The sequence below is a fragment of the Chryseobacterium sp. CG10_8 genome (assembly GCF_058117085.1).
This window is the reverse complement of sequence record NZ_JBYVEB010000038.1, coordinates 1-22,497: the sequence shown is the minus strand read 5'-3', so window position 1 is coordinate 22,497 and position 22,497 is coordinate 1. Positions and strand designations below refer to the sequence as shown.

The following is a 22,497-nucleotide window of genomic DNA, read 5'->3' as shown; positions in this document are numbered from 1 at the left end:
TATTCGCTTTTATTTTAAATTTAATGAGCTCTAATTTTCGAAAAATAAAAATATCCTTATCTTTAAATTTTAACCCTAGAAAAATATGAAAATCATAGAACTCGCACATCAGCTTGGTGTCTCTACAGAAAGTATCAAACAGTTTATTGCTGATTTTGATTTGGAACTGTCGGAGTGTCTATTTCCCAATATGGAGGTGAAGCCCGATTTTGAAAAATTTGCTAGAGAGAACCAGAAGTTTCTTCAAAATTACGAACAGGATCTAGTCGAAGAAAAATCAAGTGAGCAAATTGCATCAGAAATCAATCAGCCGGTCGAGAAAGTTGAAGAAATAATTAAAAAAGAGCTTCCTAATCTCTTTGAAACAGGATTTTACAAATCTTCTGTTTCAAGTTATGGAATAGACCAAAAGTTAGGGGGTAACTATCATTTTGTCTATGATTATTTTGGAAGTAAGACCTCGCTGACACAACGAGATTTTATTGGATATCGTGACCTATATTTTTACATTACGGAAATGCTCAACCCGTTTTTGGACGAAAAACAAGCCGAAGACTGGGGAATTCAGAAACCTGCAGGAATTATTTTGTACGGTCCAAAAGGAAGCGGAAAGATTTTTTGGGCAAGAAAGATTGCTGAAATTATTGATTATCAGTTCAAAGAAGTGAAGAATTCTTATCTCGGAACTTCATTTATCAACGGGAAAAAGACAGATTTTAACGATTATTTGACTTCGATGTTGAAGGAAGATAATGTTTTGCTGTTTTTGGAAGATTTTGATACCATCGCAAGACTAAGGTCAGAAGAGACCAATCAGAATTCTGAAAACGAAGAAACCAAAGATATTATTCTTCACAGCATTCACAAATTTGTGAACGAAAATCTCTTGATGATAGTTTCCGCGGAGAATTTGTATGGGATGGACACAGAGGTTTTTGCTCCAGGAAGATTTGATATCAAGATTCCAGTTTTTCCTCCTAATGCGGATGAACGAGCACAGATGATTTTGCGTTACTTGATGCTTAATCTTTCTAAAGAATCCGTTTTGATGCAAATTCTTAAGTTTAACAAAGCGGATAAAAAACCTTTTTGGAATGAGTATGCTGACCGAATGAAGCTTTTTAGCAATACGATGGTTATTGATTTTACTCAAAGTGTTAAAAAACGATTGAGAAGTCATTATTTGAAAATGAAAACACCTCAATTCGCTATCGATAAGAAGATTTTGGAACTTAGTTATATCGAATGTGCCAGCAAATTGACGGACGATTATTTGGATTCCGTTCAACAATTTATTCGGGAAGTTTCTGCCAACGACTATGATGCTTTTTCTCCGAGAATTGAAGGAATGAAAGCAGAACTTGACTTTTATTCCATTAAGGAAAAGCCTCATCGCAAAATTGGATTTAACGCAGAAGGAGAGCAATCTTAAAGTTTTGTCAATCTATTGATTTTTGACTAGAGGTAGGAAATCGAATTTATTTTGGACTCTGATGTAATATTTCGGGGTTGAAAATGGTCTTGCAAGAAGATATTTCTGTGAAGGAGTTTCATCAATTTATAAATTTATAAAGGTAAAAATCAAAGATTTTTGTTGAAAAACCTTATTTTCGCATCACAAAAAAATATAATGAAGAACTGGTCTTTTAAAAAATGGAATACTGTCCTTGGTTGGATAGTTTTTGCAATTGCTTTTGTAACCTATTTGTCAACGATAGAGCCTAATTTTAGCTTTTGGGATTGTGGAGAATACATCTCATCTGCAATCAAATTAGAAGTAACCCATGCTCCGGGTGCTGCACTTTTCCAAATTCTTGGAGCAGGAGCAGGGATCTTTGCATTTGGTGATGAGTCCAACTATTCGTTGGTTATCAATGCCATGTCTGCTTTCTTCAGTGCGTTGACTATATTATTCCTTTTTTGGACCATTACGCATTTGGTTAGAAGAATGTTGAATAAGGACATGGAAGAGATTACTTCACACCAAGAAATTTCTATTCTTTTTGCAGGAGTTATTGGTGCTTTAGCTTTCACTTTTTCGGATACCTTTTGGTTTTCTGCTGTAGAAGGGGAAGTATATTCGATGGCTTCTATGTTTGTAGCATTAATCGTTTGGCTCATTACTAAATGGGAAAACGAGTATCACGATGCTGACAATGAGCGTTGGATTATTTTAATTTTCTTCGTTATTGGCCTTTCAGTGGGTGTTCACATGATGGCAATGTTGGCTTTGCCTGCAGTATGCTTAATTTATTATGCAAGAAATTACGAGTTTTCTTGGAAGTCATTTCTTATTGCCAACGTAGTTACATTGGTGGTCTTAGCATTTGTTTTCAAGATTATTTTCCCAGTCATCATGACTCTTTTCGGAAAAGCCGAAATCTTTTTTGTTAATGGTCTTGGACTTCCTTTCCATTCTGGTACGATTGCAGCTTTCTTCATTCTAGTAGCGCTATGTTATTTTGCAATTAAATTTGCCAGAAAGTCACAAAAGAGTGTTTATCAAACCATTGCACTTTCTGTAGTATATATGATTATTGGCTTTTCTTGTTGGATGGTTATCCCAATTAGAGCTAATGCAAATCCACCGATGAATCTTAACGATCCTGATACCGCTATTGGTATGTTAGATTACTATAATAGAGAGCAATACGGGGATTGGCCGACGATATATGGACAAAATTATACTGCTTATCTCGATGCGAAAGGAATTGAAAAAAATGAAGATGGAAGTTTCAAATCAAAGAAGACTGGTGATGTCTACGAAAAAGACGAAAAAACTGGAACTTACAGAAAAGTAGGTGAAAGAATCGATTATATTTTTGCTAAAGAACATGTGAGCTTCTTACCTAGAATGTTCAGTGATGATCGTGATGTACAAAAGAACTATATTTCGATGTACGGTGCTCCAGATTTTAAATTTAATGAAAATTCTGAATATGCGGAAAGTCCAGAAGCACAAAAGATCTATGAGGATTTGAGACACAAATTCAAGGAAGGGAAGATGCAGGTGAACGATTATATGGAGGTTAGAGAATACGATTTGTTGGATGTACAAAGACCTTCATTGGCGGATAATCTTGATTATTTCATTACTTTCCAAAATGGTTATTACTTCGTTAGATATCTTTTCTGGAATTATGTTGGACGCCAAAATGATTTGGAAGGTCATAGTGAAGACACCAATGGAAACTGGATTTCTGGTATTCCGTTTATTGATAATGCTATTTTGGGTGACCAAAGCCAACTTCCAGCGAAGTTCAAGAATGAAAGCACTGTTTATTTCTTCTTTTTGCCACTTTTACTTGGTATTTTAGGAAGTTTCTTCCAACTGAATAAGGATTTTGGAAGATTTTGGGCGATTTTATCATTGTTCCTTTTGACCAGTGTTGGTATTATTTTCTATACGGGTGTTAAGCCTTATGAGCCACGAGAGCGAGATTATGCTTTAGTGGGTTCATTCTATGCATATGCGATTTGGATAGGTCTGGGAGCTGGTGGAATTCTGTGGTGGATTCAGAGTAAAGTTAAATCCAATGCGGCGAATATTGTAGCTGGTGTGGTACTTCTTGGAATTCCTTTGATGATGGGCTTCCAAAATTACAATGTACATGATAGAAGCGACCGTTATGCCGCTTACGATTATGCTTATTCTTCTTTGAAATCCTTACCAAAAGACGGAATTTTGTTTGTATATGGAGATAACGACACCTATCCAGTTTGGGCGATTCAGGAAACGGAAAAATTCCGTTCAGATGTTAAAGTGGTGAATTTTACCCTTTTGGCAACACCTTGGAACATCGACCAAGTGAGAAGAAGAACTTATGATGCAGCTCCAGTTCCTAATGATTTGCAACATGAAGATTATAGAGAAGGAACCAATGATCAGATTGTAGTCTTCAATGCAGAAATGTGGAAAAATATCATCAAAAATTATACGGAGAATGGATATCCTAGAGAAGTGTTTGCACCTTTCGAAAAGTATATCACCAAAGACTCTATGACAGCGAAGGAGGCCGTCAATTTCTTGAAGTTGAAGACTCCTGAAAAAGATGAAGTTATCAAAATCCTTTTTGGTGAAGATAATGACCGATTGGCGAAATTTAACTTTTTGCCAGTGGATAAGTTTGTTATCCCTGTTAATAAGCAGAATGCTGTTAAATCAGGTGCTATCAAAGCTTCTGACCTTCCTCAAGCAGTAGATTATATTACGGTTAATTACGAACAAGGAACCATGATGAAAAATAACATGATGTTGTTGGATATTTTGGCTAATTTCGATTGGAAGCGTACCATTAATTTCTCCAACGGAGGAGTATATGATAGTGAAAATTTATTCTATCTTGATGATTATTTGCAGTTTGACGGTTTCAGTTATCGATTGGTTCCAATTAAAACAGATAGAAGAGTTGATGGAGAAATGGGTAGAGCTGACGCTGAATCGTTATATAATGTTGTTAAAAACTTCCGATGGGGTAATTTCAAAAATTTGAAGGTTCACTATGACGAAACAGCAACATCCAATATTATTGGTTATCGTAACGCAGCAGGACGTGCAGCTGAAGCTTTAGCATTTGCTGGTCAAAAACAAAAAGCTGCGGAGATTTTGGATTTGGTGGCTAAAGAAATTCCAGTTGAAAAGTATAATGATCCTAAATCTTTGAGTTCCATCATCTATGGTTATATGGTTTCTGGACAAGAGAAAAAGGGTCTTGAGTTAGCTGCAAAATTGGAAAAAAATATCATTGCTGAATATGATTATTATTTGAGCCTTCCTCAAAACAGACAAAATTATCTTGGTCGACAAATGAGAGAATTACCTGCTGTATATTCGCTAGTTGTTGCTGCGGTATCAGATGGGTACAAAAAAACAGGTCGTGAAAGTCAAGGTTATGACTATATTTTGAAATCCTTGGAGCCAGTGGATAAGAAATTTCAAAAATTTGTTGAAAAATTGAAATCAATGGATAAGACCCAAGCCTTGAAGGAGTCTGATAATGCTGGAAAAATTACATCGTATTACTCTTATATGTCTGATGTTATTGCGCCTTACGACTCAACTTATTTCCAAGAAAAACAAGCTCAGGTGGCGAAGGCAATCATGGATGCAGTAGAATAATCAATTTCGAAATATGAGTGATAACAATAGACAGAATTTTCGGATTCCAGTTTTTGCTGCAGTTCTTGTTTTTCTTGTCAAATTGATTTTTTTGTTGACCCATCATATTCAGGAAGACGCGTTTATTACTTGGAGAGTGGCGCAAAATTTCTTGGACTATGGCGTGATTGGTTTCAATGGAGATGTCAAGATATCGGCTTCGACGACGCATCTGTACGTTTTCGTTTCATATGTTTTCAATTTGATTTTCGGGAAAGAATATTTTATTGAACCTTTGCTAATCTTCAATTCCTTACTGTTTACCATTGGGAGTTTTTGGTTGTCTAGAATTTTGTTAAAGGGTTCTGTCCAACAAGCTATTTTTATTTTCTTGTTCGGGATTCTACCTCCTTCGATTAAGATTTCCATTCTAGGGATGGAGTACGGGATATTATTCTTCCTTTACATGGGATTGCTATATTTCGGTTTTAATAAAAACAAAATTTGGGCTCAGATTTTATTTCCGATTTTGATTCTTTTTACAAGAATTGATACCGTAATTTTCCTTGGTGTAGTCTTTCTTATAGATATCATTTGGAACAAAAAGATCAGATGGTTTTATATTCTAGGAGGGATTTTAGGTGTAGCAGCGGTTGTCAGCTTTAATTGGTTCTACTTCCATGAATATGTTAATAATACTATAGTTGCGAAACAATTGAGGTATTCTCACGATTTTACGCTGGACCAAGACTGGCTTTATTTTGTTTCCAATTATGGCAATTTTTGGGGGATGTTGAAGTTGCCAAATGATTTCAATCCTTATACTATTTTGGTATTATTGTTTGAGTTGGCTTGCTTTATTATTTTGGTTCGAAAGAAGGAGAATCGAAATTTATTTCTTTGGATTATTTTCATTTTTGGATGGACCAAGCAAATTATCTTTATCTCTCAGAAAAGTCTCTTCGACTGGTATTATTGGATTCCACAGATATTATTATTTGTGCCTATTTTGGTTTTGATTCTCGAACAGCAAAAGAAGAGATATCTTTGGTTGACATTGCTTATCTTATTTTATATTTTACCAATGTTGGCATTTCAAACTGTTCATTCGATTGCAACAGGAAATGGAGAATGGAATTATCGTCGAAGTATTGGATTGTTTCTAGATCAACATGAAAAGGATAAAAATCAATGGATTTTCTTAGAACCAGCAGGGTATGTGCCTTATTTTTCTAAACTAAAAGCCATCGATGAAGTTGGACTGGTAGACAAAGAAGTTCAGAACGAAATCAGAAAAGACAGAAAGAACTTTTGGAAAAATACCGTTGAAAATAGAAAGCCAAAATATATCCTTTCCTATTTTAATCTTTATGAAGGAGAAAACTCTTCATATTTTATAGAGAATTACGAATTGATAAAAGAGTTTCGAATCAATGACCATTTGAAATCTGACGATAAAATACTTGAAAAAATTTATCATATCAAGCCTTCTGGAACTGATTACAACTTGTATCAGAGAAGGTGATGATGATTGATGATTGATGATTGATTTGGGTAAAGGTCTTTTTTTTGTTTAGATTGAAGTATGATTGGCTAGGTAGAATTTAGAAGTAAACTGACAACTAGAAACTCGCAACTCGCAACTCAAAACAAGTAACTAGTAACCAACAAACAGAAAAATGAAATACTGTGCTTTTCTTCGAGGTGTTAACGTCAAAGGAACTTCTATGAAAATGATGGAAGTGAAGTCAGTTTTTGAGAAAGCTGGGATGACTGATGTTACCACGATTTTGGCAACAGGAAATGTAGTTTTTCAGTCAGATAAAGAAGCTAAAGAACTTCGCTCCTTTCTAGAAAAAGCGATGTCGAAACATTTTGATTACGAAGCTTTCTTGTTTGTTAAAACAGAGGAGGAAATCCAAAGTATTGTCGACAATAATCCTTTTGGTAAAGACGAAAACAAGCATATCTATGTTTTTGTTGGAGAAACAGGTATTGAAGATATTTTGCAATGTGAATTTTCTAAAGCTGAAACCTCAGAAGGAGAAGAAGGTAAAGTTTCTGAAGGTGTTTTTTATTGGACAGTTCCGAAGGGAAATACTTTAGATTCTAATTTTGGAAAAGTTCTTGGAAAGAAATCTCTTAAAGACCAGTTTACTTCTAGAAATATCAATACATTTGAGAAGATTATTAGCAAGTTTTAGTGGAGTATTTTCTTTTTTTCATAGTATTACTGGTTATTCCTAACATTTATTATTTTCTATTTTCTTCCGAAGAGCAGCGGTTAAGAAGGTTTTTTATAGGCTTCTTCATAGTCTCGATAATTGGACTTATTGTTTCGGTGGGAGGTGATTTTTCGGATGTTTTTGAGGGTTTTGTCAGTTTGCAGTCAGCTTTTCTAGGCTTTTTTGCGATAGATTTTTTGCTCTCTAAATTGGGAATTCGTGATTAATATGGATTTTATCTTTTGTGCTTTATCGTTTTAGAGTTTTTAGTGATGGTTTTTTTATCGGTATTTCTTCAAGAAACCTTTAATTATTCGTAAATTGCCGTTTAAAATTTTTTGTATACAATGATTTCAAGTTTAAGTAATATTCATCATCAAGATTCTCAGAACTTTTTTCTTATCGCAGGACCTTGCGCAATCGAAAGTGAAGAAATGGCAATGCAAATTGCGGAAAAAATTGTTGCGCTTTCTGATAAGTATAAGATACCATATATCTTCAAGGGAAGCTTCAAGAAGGCTAATAGAAGTAGGGTAGATTCTTTTACGGGAATCGGTGATGTTAAAGCATTAGAGATATTGAAAAAAGTAGGTGAGCGATTCAATATTCCGACCACAACAGATATCCACGAGATTGATCATGCGGCACTTGCAGCGCAATATGTTGACGTTCTACAGATTCCTGCTTTTTTGGTGAGACAGACCGATTTGTTGGTCGCTGCAGCTCAAACAGGAAAGGCGGTAACGCTTAAAAAAGGTCAGTTTCTTTCACCAGAATCTATGAAATTTGCCGTTCAGAAGGTTAAAGACAGCGGAAATGATAAAGTTGGAATTATCGAAAGAGGTAATTCTTTTGGTTATACTGATTTGGTCGTAGATTATAGAGGTATTCCAACGATGCAGAAGTATGCTCCAGTTATTTTGGATGTTACACATTCTTTGCAACAGCCGAATCAGGATTCTGGAGTTACTGGTGGAAGACCAGAGCTTATTGAGACGGTGGCTAAAGCTGGTATTGCTGTAGGTGCAGACGGAATTTTTATTGAGACTCATCCTAATCCAAGCGAAGCCAAATCAGATGGCGCCAATATGCTCAAATTAGATTTATTAGATGATTTGTTAGGCAAGCTTACGAAGATTAGGGCAGCTATTTTATAAAATTTTAGTATTTTTAACTACAAATATTTTTAGTTTGAAAAAGCGAATTTTAATTCTCTCTTTAGCACTGGTTTCAGTTGCGAATTTTGGTCAAAAGAAAGATTCTCCTAAGACAAAGCAAATTCAGGAAGTAGTTTTCCAAAAGAAGGGTGCTATTAAGTCTAATGATGTTTCTCGGGTCAAAATTTCTTCCAAAGAAGCACAGCAAGTGGTATCTGCAACTGGTGGAGTTGAAGATTTGATTAAGTCACTTCCATCCGTTAATTCCAATACCGAACTTTCTTCGCAATACATGGTAAGAGGAGGGAATTATGATGAAAACCTCATCTACATCAACGATGTAGAAATCTATCGTCCTTTTTTGGTGCGCAACTCTTTGCAAGAAGGGATGAGTATCATCAATCCAGATATGGTTTCGGTGGTGAGTTTTTCTCCCGGAGGTTTTGAAGCTAAATATGGGGATAAAATGTCTTCTTCTCTTAATGTCTATTATCGGGAACCCACGAAATTTGAGCTATCAGGGGAAGCAAGTTTGATTGGAGGTCGTCTTTCTACTGGATTTGCGACCAATAACAAAAAATTGACGGCGCTTTTCTCTGCGAGATATCGTAATACTAATTTGATTCTTAATACCTTAAACGAAGAGACGGATTTCAATCCTCAGTATCGAGATTTTCAATCCAATATTAATTATCATTTCAACGATAAGTTCTCACTTTCCTTTATAGGAATCTATTCTCAGAATGATTTCGAAATGGTTCCGAAAGCCAAACAAGTTGAATTTGGTTCTGTTCTTCAACCCATTACTTTAAATATTGGTTATGGTGGACGTGAAGACGACCAGTACAAAAATATGATGGGTACGCTTTCTTTGAACTTCAAACCGAACGACAAATGGCGTGTAACATTAGATAATTTTGCTTATCAAAACAGAGAAAGAGAGTATTATTCTATTGCTTCGGGATACGAACTCCAAACTTTTGATGCAGTTACTGGGGAGCCAGTTACTTCTTATGATGTTGGAGGACAGATTGACCACGCAAGAAATGATCTTGTGGTGAAGACTTACGGCGCACAATTGCGAACTCGGTATTCACCTAATGTTAATACCGATATCGAAGTAGGATTCAAATTTGAAAAAGAAAACTTACAGGACCTTACCAATGAATGGAGATTATTGGATTCTATTGGATACAGTGTCCCTAGAGATTTTGTAATTCCTGGAAGAGATTTTAATGATGGTTCATTGGAGTTGTTGTACCATATTTCTGGAAAAAATAATATCGAACCTACGAGATTGTCAGCTTATGGACAGTTTTCTCACAAATTTATGTGGGGTAATAGTCGTGCTTTCGTTAATGCTGGAGCGAGGGTTGCTCATTGGAGTTATAATGATGAAACGATTGTATCACCTAGAGCGCAATTCGCCTTGAAGCCTGATTGGGAATCAGATGTATTATTTCGTTTAGCAGGAGGAATCTATTATCAGGCACCATTCTATAAAGAAATTAAAAATTTAGACGGTAGTTTTAATCCAGACATCAAATCTCAAAGGTCTATGCAAATTATCCTTGGAAATGATTTCGAATTTTATATGTATGATGACCGACCGTTTAAGTTGACCACAGAAGCTTATTACAAGAAAATGGATGATTTGATTCCTTATTTTTTGGATAATGTGAGAACGAGATACGCTGGTATTAACAATTCCGAAGGTTATTCTTATGGAATTGAATCAAGATTATTTGGTGAATTTGTGCCAGGAGTTGATTCTTGGATTTCGGTAGGCTACGCGAGAACTTATGAGAATATTGATGGGAGAGGAGACATCCCAAGACCCACAGATCAGAGATTAAAATTCTCGATTTTCTATCAGGATTATATGCCGAAAATTCCGAAAATGAGAATTAACTTGACAGGTTTCTATGCGATGGGATTGCCAACAGGAGCACCTTTACTTTTTGATGATAATGGGAATCCAGATATCTATTCTTCATATAAATTCCAAAAGACTTTACCTTCTTACAAGAGAGTGGATATTGGATTAAGTTACCTTTTTATCGACCCCAAGGAGAAAAATACAGCTTACGGATTTTGGGAAAAATTTGAGGAGTTAAGTTTAGGTATTCAAGTTTTTAACGCTTTTAATATCTATAATACTGTAGCTAATCAATGGATTACGGACGTTAATTCGAGATATCTATATCCTGTGCCAATCAATCTTACAGGAAGATTCTTTAATGCGAAACTCAATTTTAGAATTAGATAATTATAATGTTTAAATGAAAAGCATCATTAACTTCGGTCAATGATGCTTTTTTTATGAATGTTAAATTAATAGGAGTTTCCATGTTTGCGGTCCGACAATTCCATCGACAGTGACTTTTTTAAGTTTTTGAAAAGCTTTCACATTAGTCTCTGTTTTCTTTCCGAAGTCACCATCGGCTTTGAGCTCCGGTGAAATTTTCGCTTTATTAAGAGCCTTTTGCAACTGAACAACAGCATCACCTTTAGCTCCAAGTTTGAGATAGATACCAGTGGTTAGTTGCGAATCTGGGACCTCTTTATCTTTATTGAGAAGTTCTTGCATATAACCTTTGAGCGCTGGAGTAACAATACCAGTCTGGGTGAATTTATGGTCTTTTTGAAACTGTTTTACGATTCGTTCCGTATTAGGTCCAAAATCGCCATCAATAACAATACTATAACCTAGATCTTTCAACATCTTTTGAATTACTGTAACTTCGGATCCTTTGTTTCCAATTTTCAAAATTTGAAGTTCGTCAATGACTGGTGATACACTATTCTTGTTGATGACTTTTGGTTTTACAAAAGCTTTCACTTGAGTTGACTTACGATCTCGTATCATCACTTGACCACCATCAGAATTGCTTGTGAAACTAGTATTGCCTTCTATTGATCTAAATTTTGTCTTGGATTGATCAGTCCATTCTATGAAAATTCCCGTGTGATCAGCATAGCGATCTCCATTCCAATCAAAAATTACGATATCTCCTTTAGTAGGATTTTGAGTAAGTTCTCCAGTGGATTTCCAATGATAATAGCCAGATTGGCAACCTCGATAGCCTTTTGCATCATCTACATGTCCAAGTGGACAACCAGCTTGGTCATAGACCCAACTGACAAACATGGCACACCATGCATATCCGTCGTATCCGTACCATTTTCCAAATTTGGTTTTGTTAGAATCTCTAGGAGATTCTGTAATTCCGATTTGAGATTTGGCAATTTTTAAAATCGTATCCCTGTTTTGAGCAGCAGTTTTTGTTGACATAATTTCTGTTTTTTTGTATCAACAAAGTTAGACTGCATTGGTTGGTGATTCGTGGGGATTTTCACCTAATTTTTCGGGGTTATTTCCTGAATTTCCAGATTTATTTTGAGGTTAATCAAGTATTTTAATTAAAAACACGTACTTAAAATTTAATCCAAAATACTAGAAAAGAACTCCAATAATCCTTCCAAGAAACCATCCCCAGAAACTTCACCGATATCTAGCCATGAAGTATCCATATCAAAAGCTGAAGCGTCGATAGTATTAACGTCTAGGTTTGGGGAAAGACCGGCAAACATTTCGGATTTCATGGCAGTATAATCACAAGTTTCGCCAATTTCTTGATGGTAGGTATCGAAGTCTTGATGAGAGGAGAAAGTACACATCGCCCAACAAGAAAAATCAGCATTTTCATACCATTTACTTTTTTGATGAGCTTCTTCGACTTCTTTAGGAGTGTAGAAATCTTTTCTACCATGTTCTGATACAAGGATTTTTCCTATATCAGCAATATATTCCTTTTTATTTTCTGGAGCGGGAGAACATGTTGTTGACATTTTTTTTCTGAAATTTACTAAAAAAAATGAATTTTAGAAAAGTGATTTATCTTTGATTCACTTCGATGAGAACTTTCGAGTATATATGGTCAAAAAGAAACTGTGGGGTTAGTTGAATTCCTAGGTTAATGAATTCTTGAATCATCCTATTCCTCTGATGTATCAACTTCCCAAAATACCAAGATTGGAAAACAATAGGATTGACTTTTTGCGTTCTTGCTTTTTGAAATGTTCTAAAATCAACTTCCATACATTGATCGTTAATTATCATCTTGGACAATAGATAAGCATCTTCGATAGCAAGACATGCTCCATTAGCCATATTAGGAGTGGTTGGGTGGATTGCGTCACCAATCATCATTAAGTTTTTGTGAAACCAGTCCAATCCTTTTCGGTTGTTGGGATTGATGTCATAAAGCGGAGTATAGTAAACTTGGTTAGTATTATCAAGTACTTCAATGACTTCAGGGCAATGATTTTTGAGTAAATTTTTACTGAAATCTTTATCATTCTGCGGAGGACTCTCTAAGTGGTTTTCTGTAATAAAGTACCAGCTATAAAAGTGATTCCCAGAGTGGATTATCGCAAATCTGGTGTTGTTGCCTATGAAATCATGATATGCGTTTTGATATTTTTTATTCAAAGAAATTTCGGCAATTCCTCTCCATAATATTTGGCCCGAATTTCTCAAAGCGAGTTCAGGATACACTTTTTGCCTTGTTCCAGAGTTGATTCCATCTGCGGAAATAATGAAAGAGGTCTCGGAGAAGTCATCAATCGTCTTATCGCAACCTAAATGAATTTTTTCCGATGGTAATTTTTCATAAAGCAATTCATGAAAAAGCCTTCTATTGATTGATAACGGCGGTTTTTTTAACTGAAAAGATTTTAAATTTTTGCCCTGCGAATTAACAAAATGAAAAGTTTCTATGGAAGTTCCAAGTTCTTGCGTTTCTTCAAAGATTTCAAGTTCGTTGAGAATTGGAAAGATGTTAGCACTGATTCCCAGACCTACATGGTCGTAGCTAATAGCATTCTGCTTCTCATACAAATCAAAATCAACGTCGTATTTTTTCAGGGTTAAAGCGGCTGTTAACCCCGAAATTCCACCGCCAATGATTTTGATATCTTTCAATGTGATTGAATGTTATTTTCTACTAAGAGAATTTTTATCTATTGAAATTACTTATTTCTAGGGTGTTAGTCGCTCTTTTAATTTTTTCATTCCCTCGGAAGCTGATGTTTGAAAACAGTTCTCCGACCGTGTATAGGAATTAGGTAGATTGGGGTCAATGATATAAACGTCACAATGCTCTGGAATATAATGAATCAAACTTGCAGCAGGATAAACTTGCATCGAAGTCCCAATCACCAAGAAAATATCTGCTTCAGAAGCTATTTGCATTGCATTCTCCATTTCGGGAACCATTTCTCCAAACCAAACGATGTGTGGTCTAAGTTGATTTCCTTGTTCATCGGTATCGCCCAAATTAAGATCACCTTCCCAAGTCCTTATTTTTGAATCAGAATTAACTGGTCTTACTTTTTTTAGTTCTCCATGAAGATGAAGAACATTAGAAGAACCGGCTCTTTCATGGAGGTCGTCTACATTTTGAGTGATAATTTGGATATCAAAATCTTTTTCTAATTCAGCTAAGATCAAGTGTGCTTCGTTGGGACTAACTTCACTGAGCTGACGTCTCCTCGCATTGTAAAAATCCAAAACTAATTGAGGATTTTTGGCAAAACCTTCTGGACTCGCCACATCCTCTACACGATGATTTTCCCAAAGTCCATTAGAATCTCTAAATGTTTTAATACCACTTTCTGCCGAGATTCCAGCGCCAGAAAGTACTACAAGCTTCTTTTTCATGAGTTGAAGATAATGTTTTTTTTCAAAAAAGTCAACTTCGTCATATCGAGATGTTTTTAAAATTGCACCTTGAATTTTCTATGTTAAAGTACTTCTCGATACGCTCCACTTCGCTTCACTACTCGAAGTGACGGCATCGTCATATCGAGTAGGATTTTGAAGAAATCCGTATCGAGATGTTTTTAAAATTGCATCGGGAATTTTCTATGTTAAATCACTTCTCGATACGCTCCGCTTCGTTTCGTACTCGAACTGACGCTCTGGAAATTGTATGTGATGCCTCAGTTCGAGTAGAATTTTGAAAAAATTCGTAACGAGAACTTTGATTTGCTTGTTTCAGATTTATTTTTTGAATGATAGAAACAATCTTATGTTAAATTTAATGATTTTATATTTTCAAATTGATATAATTTAATCGTAAAGAATTCAAAATTACTGAAACTGAAGAAAAACTCATTGCCGCCGCCGCCAACATTGGTGAAAGTAAAATCCCAAAAGTAGGGTAGAGCAGACCTGCCGCAACAGGGATTCCCAAAGTATTATAAATAAAAGCGAAGAATAAGTTTTCTTTAATATTTCTCAAAAGTTTTTCACTTAGAACTCTTGCTTTAGCGACTCCCAAAATATCGCCTTTAATCAAAGTAATCGAAGCACTTTCAATCGCCGCATCACTTCCAGTTCCCATAGCGATTCCTACATTAGATTGCGCTAAAGCTGGAGCATCATTAATTCCGTCTCCCGTCATGGAAACAATTTTGCCAGCACTTTGAAGCTCTTGTATTTTCTTCATTTTGTCTTCAGGAAGACATTGCGCATGGAATTCGTGGATTCCTAATTCGTTGGCAACCGCTTTAGCAGTTTGGGCATTATCACCTGTCATCATTATGACTTCAATACCTTTGTCTTGGAGAAATTTGATGGCTTTCTTGGCGTCGGATTTTATTTTATCCGTGAACCCAAAATAGGCAATCACTTTTCCGTCTTTCACAAGGTAGGAAATAGATTGGGCTTTGTTTTGATTTTCAGTAAGTTTCTGCTTCAATTGTTCTGGAACGGTAATTGAAAATTGTTTTAAAAGACTTTCGTTCCCGAACAGAATTTCATTACCATTAATGTTTCCTTTAATTCCCTTTCCTGAAATATTTTCAAAATGTTCTACTTTTTCATGTTGATCGGAATCTGGGATGGCTTCTAAAATTGCTTTGGATAAAGGGTGGTCAGAGTTTTGACTAAGAATTGAGGCTAATTTTTTAGCTTCATTTTTGTCAACACCATCATTAACTTCAACGGTCTCCATGCTTGGTTTTCCTTCCGTTAACGTACCTGTTTTGTCCGTGATTAGAACATTGACCTTGTTCATTTCTTCTAAAGCCTCACCGTTTTTAATTAAAACGCCGTTTTGAGCTCCTTTACCAATTCCTACCATCATACTCATTGGTGTTGCCAGTCCAAGAGCGCAAGGACAAGCCACGATAAGTACCGAAACCGCATTAACAAGAGCATAAATCGCTTTATTTTCTCCTCCGAAAATGTACCATAAAATGAATGTAAGAATGGAAATAACAATAACCACAGGAACAAATATTTTTGAAATTTGGTCCGCTAATTTTTGAATAGGAGCTTTGCTTCTACTGGCATCGTTCACCATTTTGATGATGTGAGACAGCAATGTTTCGTCACCCACTTTTTCAGCTTTCATAAGGAAAGTTCCGTTTCCGTTGATGGTTCCAGAAGTTACTTCGCTACCCATTTCTTTTTCCACAGGAATAGGTTCTCCAGTAATCATACTTTCGTCCACAGAGGAATTTCCTTCAATAATTTTTCCGTCAACTGGAATTTTATCTCCAGGTTTTACTTTCAAAATGTCATTAGCTTTAACCTCAGATAAGGCTACCAGTTTTTCTTTTCCATCCACCATCAAATTAGCAGTGTCAGGTGAAAGATTCATTAGGGCTTCGATGGATTTTCCGGTTCTTTGGTGCGCACCAGCTTCCATCATTTGTCCCATAATAACCAAAGTTAAAATAACACAAACGGCCTCAAAATACAATGGACTTTTACCACCATGTAAAAACTCGTGAGGTAAAATTTCAGGAAAGAATAAGGACAAAATGCTAAACAAAAATGCAACGGTAACACCTAAAGCAATAAGTGAAAACATATTGAGATTCCATGTTTTAAAAGAAATCCAACCACGCTTCATCAAAAACCAACCCGAATAAAATAATACCGGAAGTGTTAAAAGAAGTTCTATGATTCCTTGAGATTTTCCTGGGAAATTCCATCCAAAAAACATGCTTCCCATTTCTATAATAAACACGGGTAAAGTGAAAGCTACGGAAATCCAGAATTTCTTCTTCAAGATTTTGTAGGTGTCGTCTTCGTGTTCATTGTTTTTTGACGGTATTGGTATTAAATCCATTCCGCAAATAGGGCAACTTCCAGGTTCGTCTCTAATGATTTCAGGATGCATTGGACAGGTGTACTGCGTTGCTTTCTTTTCTGGAATTTTCACTAAATCCATCCCGCAAACAGGGCATCCTACATTGGAGTCGTAAACCTTGTCACCCTCACAATACATTGGACAGTAGTATTTTCCTGCGTTTTTAGCTTCGAGTTTCGGGTTTCGAGTTTCGGGTTCGGAATGATGATGATGGGTATGACTGTGATGACTTCCCGAATCCATCATCCTACTTCCCTCAAGCAATTCCTGAGTGATTTCTTCCAAATGCATATGACAAACTGGACAGCCAACATCTTTACCGTAGGTTTTATCTCCTTCGCAGAACATTGGGCAAAAGTACATTCCGATTTGGTTTTTAAAACTTTCCGGAAGATTGGTTTTGGAATAAGTTTGAGGTTTGTTTTTATACTCTTCTTTTTCCTCAATCGGAACAAGATACATTTTACAAACAGGGCAATGTTTTCCTTGCTCAAAATATACTTTTTCACCTTCACATTCCATTGGGCAATAATAAACGGAACTTGGTGATACTCGCTCTTGAGGTGGGATAACCTTAGTGATCACAGGATTTTTTGGGTCTTCTAAGGCGTAGTTTCCAACTGTTTTCAGTTCGTTATTTAATTCATCTAAATTTATTTCTTTATCCGAAGTAATTTTAACCGTAGAGTTTTCTAAATTAACTTCAGCTGAAATTCCATCAATGGAATTTAATTTTTCTGAAATCTTTTTCTGACAACCAGAACATGACATTCCGACGACATTAAATGTGTTTTCCATTTTTTTTAAGGTTTTTTTAGTTATTAGTAGGTTGCAGTGATTCCGAAACCAATTCCCATATCGCTATCGTAATGGGTGGAAACTGAAAAGTTTTTAGTCATTATATATTTTGCTCCAATCATGTATTCTTTGTCCGTATTGACCATGAAAGCACCTCGTAATCTTTTGGTTAACGGAATGTCTTCACGCATCAATTGAACTCTAAAAATTCCATCGGTATAAACTTCCGCTTGCAAATTCACCAACAGAGGTAGCGTGTAAACAAAACCTGCGCTGAATTTTGCTCGTTCGTCTTTGGTGTTTTCTTGCCCGAACATATTTTTCTCGTGTTCGTCTTTTCCCATTTTTCTGTAACGATAATCAAATCCGATAAAAGGCATTAACCATTGCATTCTGTCAACATATCTACCGAAATGGGTTTCAACTTCGTAGCCGTGGTGAGAATTGTACCCTAATCTCCATTCACTTGAAAGATTCCAACGTGTGTTTTGAAGCGTTGCCATACCATCGTTTCCATTGGTTGCGAAATCGTTTTCCGCCATCAAATGCCACATATTACTTTCTTTTTGTAATTTTTTGTAGGCTTCATTTTTGTTAGGAAGTAATGGGTTTTTATAATCTCCGACAGCAAAAACACGATTCATTCCTGCCATCATGTGATAAAGAATATGACAATGGAAGAACCAATCTCCTTCTTCATTGGCTTCAAATTCAATAACATCGGTTTCCATCGGCATAATGTCCAATACATTTTTTAAAGGCGATTGAACGCCACTTTTATTGATGACTCTAAAGTCAAATCCATGCAAATGCATTGGATGACGCATCATCGAGTTGTTGTAAAGTGTAATTCTTAAAACTTCTCCTTTTTTAACTAAAATTTTATCTGATTCGTTCAACACTTTATTGTCCATACTCCAAACGTAACGGTTCATGTTCCCTGTAAGGGTGAATTTGAGTTCGCGAACAGGATCATCCTTTGAAAGTGAGGTGTCGTAAGGAGATTTCAACATGTCGTAATTCAAAGTGGTGATGGATGAATTTTGCGCCTGATGTTGAGAATGGTCCATGCTATAATCACTCATTTCCATTGGCTTTTCGTCAGTGCTTTTCATTTCTGAAGGAGCCATTTCGGGATACATCACTTGGTTCATATCCATTTTTTGCAGACTCATGTTCATTCCCATGTCTTTCATGGTACCGTCCATATTCATCATGGCATTCATCATTTTCATTCCTTCAAAATATTTTAGACGAGGAAGATTTCCGTGCTTCACTTTTTCGCCTTTTCCAATGAAAATTGAAGTAGATTTTGTCCTATCTTCAGGCGTTGCCATTAATTCGTACGACTTTCCTTTTTCAGGAATTTGTACGACAATATCGTAAGTTTCTGACACCCCAATAATCAGACGGTCAACTTCAACAGGTTCTACATCGTTACCATCGTTGGCAACTACTTTTATTGTTCCGCCTGCATAATTTAACCAAAAATAAGAGGAAGCTCCACCATTTGAAATTCTTAATCTTACTTGGTCACCTGTTTTAAACTGAGAAAGTTGCTGTTCGTTTTTTCCATTGATGAGAAACACGTCATAATAAATGTCGCTCACGTCCATTGCTAACATTCGTTTCCATTCGTTTCCTAATTTTGTTCCGAAATGTCCTTCTTTAATGGCTTCCCAATAACTTTGGGTACTCCCTTTTTTAATTGCGGAATAATCATTGGCGTTCGCCAACATTCTCTGAATATTTTTAGGATTTAGATTCGTCCATTCACTTATGATAATGGGTACTTCGGGCAAATCATCGATACCTTTTCTAAAAGTAGGGTCGTCTGTTCTTTTCTTTAAAATAATTGAACCATACATCCCGATTTGTTCCTGCAACCCTGAATGCGAATGATACCAATGCGTTCCGTTTTGAATGATTGGGAAGTGGTAAGTGTAGATTGATTTTGGAGGAATTGGTTTCTGCGTCAACCATGGAACTCCGTCTTCTTTGTTCGGAAGTTGTAAACCATGCCAATGAATCGAGGTCTCTTCATCCATGAGATTATGAACCACAATTTCAGCGGTATCGCCTTCGTAAAACTCCAAAGTCGGCATCGGAATTTGACCATTTACTGCAATTGCATGTTTGGTTTTTTCTGCAAAATTGACCAATGTATCTTTTACATATAGTTCGTAACGAACCACTTTTCCATCGGTAAAATGTTTTTTGGGAAGCGGAAGAATATTCATAGTCATTCCATCGTGATTTTGATGGGAAGAATGGTTATCTTCTGTTTCTTTTTTAACCAAAGTCATTCCGCATTTTGGGCAACGTCCCGGTTTGTCAGAAATGACTTCTGGATGCATCGGACAAGTGTATTGTGTGTCAGCATTTTTGATGCTGCTTTGATGATTAGAATGGTCATCATTCATCATTTTATCATCCCTTTTTTTCACTAAATCCATTCTGCATTTTGGGCAACTTCCCGGTTTATCGGAAATAACTTCGGGATGCATTGGACAAGTGTATTCAACATCACTCATTTCCGTTTTGTGATGGTCGTGGTTATCTGTTTCGACGGTTTTAGTTTCAACTACTTTTTTAACTTCAGGTTTTGGCTTGGTTGAAGTTGTTTTTTTTGGGGTGGTTGAAACAGGTGTCGTTTTTTTTTGAGTAGGCGTTGTTTTTTTTACCGTAGTTGTTGGCTTCGGCTCGACTTTTTTAGTTTGAGTTGTCGTTGGTTTAGCTACAGGTTTTGTCGTTGTCGGTTTTTGTGCGACTGGTTTTTTGACAACTGTTACTGTTTTTTTTACCAATGTCATTTTGCAAATTGGGCAATCACCTGAAGTAGATTTTTGAATCTGCGGATGCATTGGACAAGTGTAATAGGTTTTGGTTGTTCCTTGAGAAAATACTGTACTGGAAATAAAAAACAAGAAAACAAACGTGATGTAATATTTCATGGCTTTATTTTTTAGTTAATATTTTTTTTTTGTAGAACCGCAAGTGAGCATTTTATTACCGTAATAAGGATTTTTAATCTACTTTTCTTTACTTAGCCAATTCGCTTTGTACATCGGACAATTTTGAAAATAAACCGTGTCTTTACTTTGAAACTTTCATCAACGAGTGAATTGACTCGGAAAGGGAAGCAAAAGTTTTTCTTTGTTTTTCAATATTGTTTGCTTTTGAAATGTCATTGGTTTGAAGATTTAGATTTTTTAAGGCTTTCATCCATGCGGTATGTGTTGCGCCATCTAAATTCTCCATTTTTACGTTTCCTATTTCGGATAGAAGCAGATTGGCTTTTGCTGACACCGCTTTTTCATTGGATGTTATAAAGGCATCTTTTAGGTTGAAATAAGATTGATAAACTTTTTCTAAATCGGTTTTATTTTGTGAATATACTATCGTGGTCGACAACAGTAAAAAAACTGTTGCCAATGTATTTATTATTGATTTCATTATATTTTATTTTAAGATTAATTTATTGAATGTTCTAAACAACTATTGTTTGGAACTGCACACACCTTTGGCTGTACAAAAACATAATTAACCTATTTTGGGAGGTAACCAAATATTATGAAGACTAAAAGCGTAGTCGGGATTTAGATGGTGAAATTTGGCTTTCATAAAATCAAAATCCTTAGATATATTTATTTTAAATTCTTCAGCGGATTTGGAGAAAAAGTAAGTAAGGTTAGAACAAAGTTCTGATTTGCAACTTCCACCGCAATCTTTGTCATCGCAATTATGCGACTCCGAATTACAGCAATTCTGTTTGCAATTTCCTTTTTTACAATCTGATTTTGCAACGTAATGCTTTGATTTATTAACGTACTGCTGAGTTTTTACTTCAACTTTATTTAATTTTTCACCCTGCAATTTGCACGCAAGAACAGAACTTGGAATCAAGAAAAATCCAAGTAAAAAAATTAATGTTATGCTGAATTTTTGTAACATGTTAATACTCAAGTAAATTTAATAAATAATTTTCAATTACAAAATTGAGCATTTAAAGGAGAATTCAGTTATAAATAGATGGAAAATATTTATAAAATTTAGGAAAAATCGATGGATTTTCGATGATGGTTCTTTAGTTTTTTGAATTCAGTAGGAGTGAAGCCTATACTGTTTTTGAATTGAGAAGAGAGGTGTTGAACACTTTTGTAGCCTAATTTTCCTGCAATTTCAGTCAGTTGAAATTCGTTATAAGATAGAAGTTCTTTTACCTTTTCAATTTTTTGAAGGATGAAATACTGCTCTAAAGTGATGCTTTCATTTTGTGAAAACACTTTGGAAATACTACTGTAATCTTTGTTCATTTTACCACTTAAAAACTCTGATAATAAAAAGCTTTCAGCAATATCAAGCTCAGAAATTTTCTGAATGATTAGACTTTTTATTTTCTCGATTTGTTTGTGGGTTTGGTCTTCAAGGATTTCGAAGCCCAATGATTCTAATTGGATTTTGAGTTCTTTTAATTGAGAAGCAGAAAGTTTTTCAACAGTTTCTACTTCTCCCAAATGAATAGAAGTATAGTCTATTTTTAAATCTTTAAAAATAGTTTCAATCGCCATAATACAGCGATTGCAAACCATATTTTTGATATAGATGGTCACTAATTTTTTTCTTTTAGACGGTCAGCAACATATTCGATATGTGTTTTTCCATGTTTTCTTGGTTTTCCATTTTCGTCAACTCCAACAAATACAATTCTATCGATGGTGATGATGGTTTGGTGCGTCATTTTGTTTCGAACTTCGCAACGTAGTGTAATCGAGGTGTGACCAAATTCAATCGCTTCGATACCGATTTCGATAATGTCTCCTTGTTTCGCGGAACTCACAAAGTTGATTTCTGATATATACTTGGTTACACATCGAGGTGTTTCTAACTGAATAATAGCGTAAAGTGCTGCTTCTTCATCAATCCACTGTAATAATCGTCCTCCGAAAAGGGTATGGTTAGGATTAAGGTCTTCTGGTTTGATCCATTTTCTAGTATTGAAATTCATAATTTGCAGGTATTAATTTGTCCAAGTAGTTTTGAACTTTACA

General features: G+C 35.6%; 16 protein-coding genes and 1 pseudogene. 6 read left to right on the top strand and 11 right to left on the bottom strand.

Annotated elements, in window-relative coordinates:
- Window positions 1-85 precede the first annotated feature (85 nt).
- From AC4AGG_RS08065 to AC4AGG_RS08040, 6 genes are all read left to right on the top strand, one after another.
- Window positions 86-1,432: an AAA family ATPase gene (locus AC4AGG_RS08065; RefSeq protein WP_489771478.1), complete on the top strand. Its 1,347-nt coding sequence runs from the start codon at window positions 86-88 to the stop codon at window positions 1,430-1,432.
- A gap of 198 nt (window positions 1,433-1,630) precedes the next feature.
- Window positions 1,631-5,119: a glycosyltransferase family 117 protein gene (locus AC4AGG_RS08060; protein WP_489771477.1), complete on the top strand. Its 3,489-nt coding sequence runs from the start codon at window positions 1,631-1,633 to the stop codon at window positions 5,117-5,119.
- A 13-nt stretch (window positions 5,120-5,132) separates the two neighbouring features.
- Window positions 5,133-6,623, top strand: coding sequence for a DUF8728 domain-containing protein (locus tag AC4AGG_RS08055; protein WP_489771476.1), 1,491 nt, complete (start codon window positions 5,133-5,135; stop codon window positions 6,621-6,623).
- A gap of 154 nt (window positions 6,624-6,777) precedes the next feature.
- Window positions 6,778-7,302: a DUF1697 domain-containing protein gene (locus AC4AGG_RS08050; RefSeq protein WP_489771475.1), complete on the top strand. Its 525-nt coding sequence runs from the start codon at window positions 6,778-6,780 to the stop codon at window positions 7,300-7,302.
- 368 nt (window positions 7,303-7,670) lie between these two features.
- Window positions 7,671-8,480: a 3-deoxy-8-phosphooctulonate synthase gene (kdsA, locus tag AC4AGG_RS08045; RefSeq protein ID WP_489771474.1), complete on the top strand. Its 810-nt coding sequence runs from the start codon at window positions 7,671-7,673 to the stop codon at window positions 8,478-8,480.
- 34 nt (window positions 8,481-8,514) lie between these two features.
- Window positions 8,515-10,749 (top strand): TonB-dependent receptor plug domain-containing protein, encoded by a 2,235-nt coding sequence (locus AC4AGG_RS08040; RefSeq protein WP_489771473.1) that lies wholly within the window; start codon window positions 8,515-8,517, stop codon window positions 10,747-10,749.
- A gap of 60 nt (window positions 10,750-10,809) precedes the next feature.
- Here the strand turns inward: AC4AGG_RS08040 and AC4AGG_RS08035 are convergent, their stop codons facing one another.
- From AC4AGG_RS08035 to AC4AGG_RS07985, 11 genes and pseudogenes are all read right to left on the bottom strand, one after another.
- Window positions 10,810-11,775, bottom strand: coding sequence for a peptidoglycan-binding protein (locus AC4AGG_RS08035; protein ID WP_489771472.1), 966 nt, complete (start codon window positions 11,773-11,775; stop codon window positions 10,810-10,812).
- 149 nt (window positions 11,776-11,924) lie between these two features.
- Window positions 11,925-12,332, bottom strand: coding sequence for a DUF6559 family protein (locus AC4AGG_RS08030; RefSeq protein WP_489771471.1), 408 nt, complete (start codon window positions 12,330-12,332; stop codon window positions 11,925-11,927).
- Between the two features lie 46 nt (window positions 12,333-12,378).
- Window positions 12,379-13,467 (bottom strand): FAD-dependent monooxygenase, encoded by a 1,089-nt coding sequence (locus AC4AGG_RS08025; RefSeq protein WP_489771470.1) that lies wholly within the window; start codon window positions 13,465-13,467, stop codon window positions 12,379-12,381.
- 57 nt (window positions 13,468-13,524) lie between these two features.
- On the bottom strand, window positions 13,525-14,205 hold the full coding sequence (locus AC4AGG_RS08020; protein ID WP_489771469.1) for an SIR2 family NAD-dependent protein deacylase: 681 nt from the start codon (window positions 14,203-14,205) through the stop codon (window positions 13,525-13,527).
- A gap of 388 nt (window positions 14,206-14,593) precedes the next feature.
- Window positions 14,594-17,446, bottom strand: coding sequence for a heavy metal translocating P-type ATPase (locus AC4AGG_RS08015; RefSeq protein ID WP_489771468.1), 2,853 nt, complete (start codon window positions 17,444-17,446; stop codon window positions 14,594-14,596).
- A 23-nt stretch (window positions 17,447-17,469) separates the two neighbouring features.
- Entirely contained in the window at window positions 17,470-19,953 is a 2,484-nt protein-coding gene (locus AC4AGG_RS08010; protein ID WP_489771486.1) for a multicopper oxidase domain-containing protein, read from the bottom strand.
- Between the two features lie 300 nt (window positions 19,954-20,253).
- A pseudogene (locus tag AC4AGG_RS08005) lies at window positions 20,254-20,400 on the bottom strand (heavy metal-binding domain-containing protein); the annotation flags it as partial.
- Between the two features lie 142 nt (window positions 20,401-20,542).
- The gene (locus AC4AGG_RS08000; RefSeq protein WP_489771467.1) at window positions 20,543-20,902 is read right to left on the bottom strand and encodes a DUF3347 domain-containing protein; all 360 of its coding nucleotides are present in this window, start codon (window positions 20,900-20,902) and stop codon (window positions 20,543-20,545) included.
- 87 nt (window positions 20,903-20,989) lie between these two features.
- Complete coding sequence (locus tag AC4AGG_RS07995) at window positions 20,990-21,400, bottom strand: hypothetical protein (RefSeq protein ID WP_489771466.1); 411 nt, start codon at window positions 21,398-21,400, stop codon at window positions 20,990-20,992.
- Window positions 21,401-21,498: 98 nt separating this feature from the next.
- On the bottom strand, window positions 21,499-22,059 hold the full coding sequence (locus AC4AGG_RS07990; protein WP_489771465.1) for a helix-turn-helix domain-containing protein: 561 nt from the start codon (window positions 22,057-22,059) through the stop codon (window positions 21,499-21,501).
- The gene (locus tag AC4AGG_RS07985; RefSeq protein WP_489771464.1) at window positions 22,059-22,454 is read right to left on the bottom strand and encodes an acyl-CoA thioesterase; all 396 of its coding nucleotides are present in this window, start codon (window positions 22,452-22,454) and stop codon (window positions 22,059-22,061) included. Before AC4AGG_RS07985 ends, AC4AGG_RS07990 begins: the two co-directional genes overlap by 1 nt.
- Window positions 22,455-22,497 lie beyond the last annotated feature (43 nt).

Excerpts from the sequence above, each read along its gene's own strand:
- AC4AGG_RS08000 (WP_489771467.1), bottom strand. The coding sequence starts at position 20,902 with ATGAAATCAATAATAAATACATTGGCAACAGTTTTTTTACTGTTGTCG.
- AC4AGG_RS07995 (WP_489771466.1), bottom strand. The coding sequence starts at position 21,400 with ATGTTACAAAAATTCAGCATAACATTAATTTTTTTACTTGGATTTTTC.
- AC4AGG_RS08035 (WP_489771472.1), bottom strand. The coding sequence starts at position 11,775 with ATGTCAACAAAAACTGCTGCTCAAAACAGGGATACGATTTTAAAAATT.
- AC4AGG_RS08065 (WP_489771478.1), top strand. The coding sequence starts at position 86 with ATGAAAATCATAGAACTCGCACATCAGCTTGGTGTCTCTACAGAAAGT.
- AC4AGG_RS08010 (WP_489771486.1), bottom strand. The coding sequence starts at position 19,953 with ATGCATCCCGAAGTTATTTCCGATAAACCGGGAAGTTGCCCAAAATGC.
- AC4AGG_RS08050 (WP_489771475.1), top strand. The coding sequence starts at position 6,778 with ATGAAATACTGTGCTTTTCTTCGAGGTGTTAACGTCAAAGGAACTTCT.
- AC4AGG_RS08030 (WP_489771471.1), bottom strand. The coding sequence starts at position 12,332 with ATGTCAACAACATGTTCTCCCGCTCCAGAAAATAAAAAGGAATATATT.
- AC4AGG_RS07985 (WP_489771464.1), bottom strand. The coding sequence starts at position 22,454 with ATGAATTTCAATACTAGAAAATGGATCAAACCAGAAGACCTTAATCCT.
- AC4AGG_RS08060 (WP_489771477.1), top strand. The coding sequence starts at position 1,631 with ATGAAGAACTGGTCTTTTAAAAAATGGAATACTGTCCTTGGTTGGATA.
- AC4AGG_RS08015 (WP_489771468.1), bottom strand. The coding sequence starts at position 17,446 with ATGGAAAACACATTTAATGTCGTCGGAATGTCATGTTCTGGTTGTCAG.
- AC4AGG_RS08020 (WP_489771469.1), bottom strand. The coding sequence starts at position 14,205 with ATGAAAAAGAAGCTTGTAGTACTTTCTGGCGCTGGAATCTCGGCAGAA.
- kdsA (WP_489771474.1), top strand. The coding sequence starts at position 7,671 with ATGATTTCAAGTTTAAGTAATATTCATCATCAAGATTCTCAGAACTTT.
- AC4AGG_RS08055 (WP_489771476.1), top strand. The coding sequence starts at position 5,133 with ATGAGTGATAACAATAGACAGAATTTTCGGATTCCAGTTTTTGCTGCA.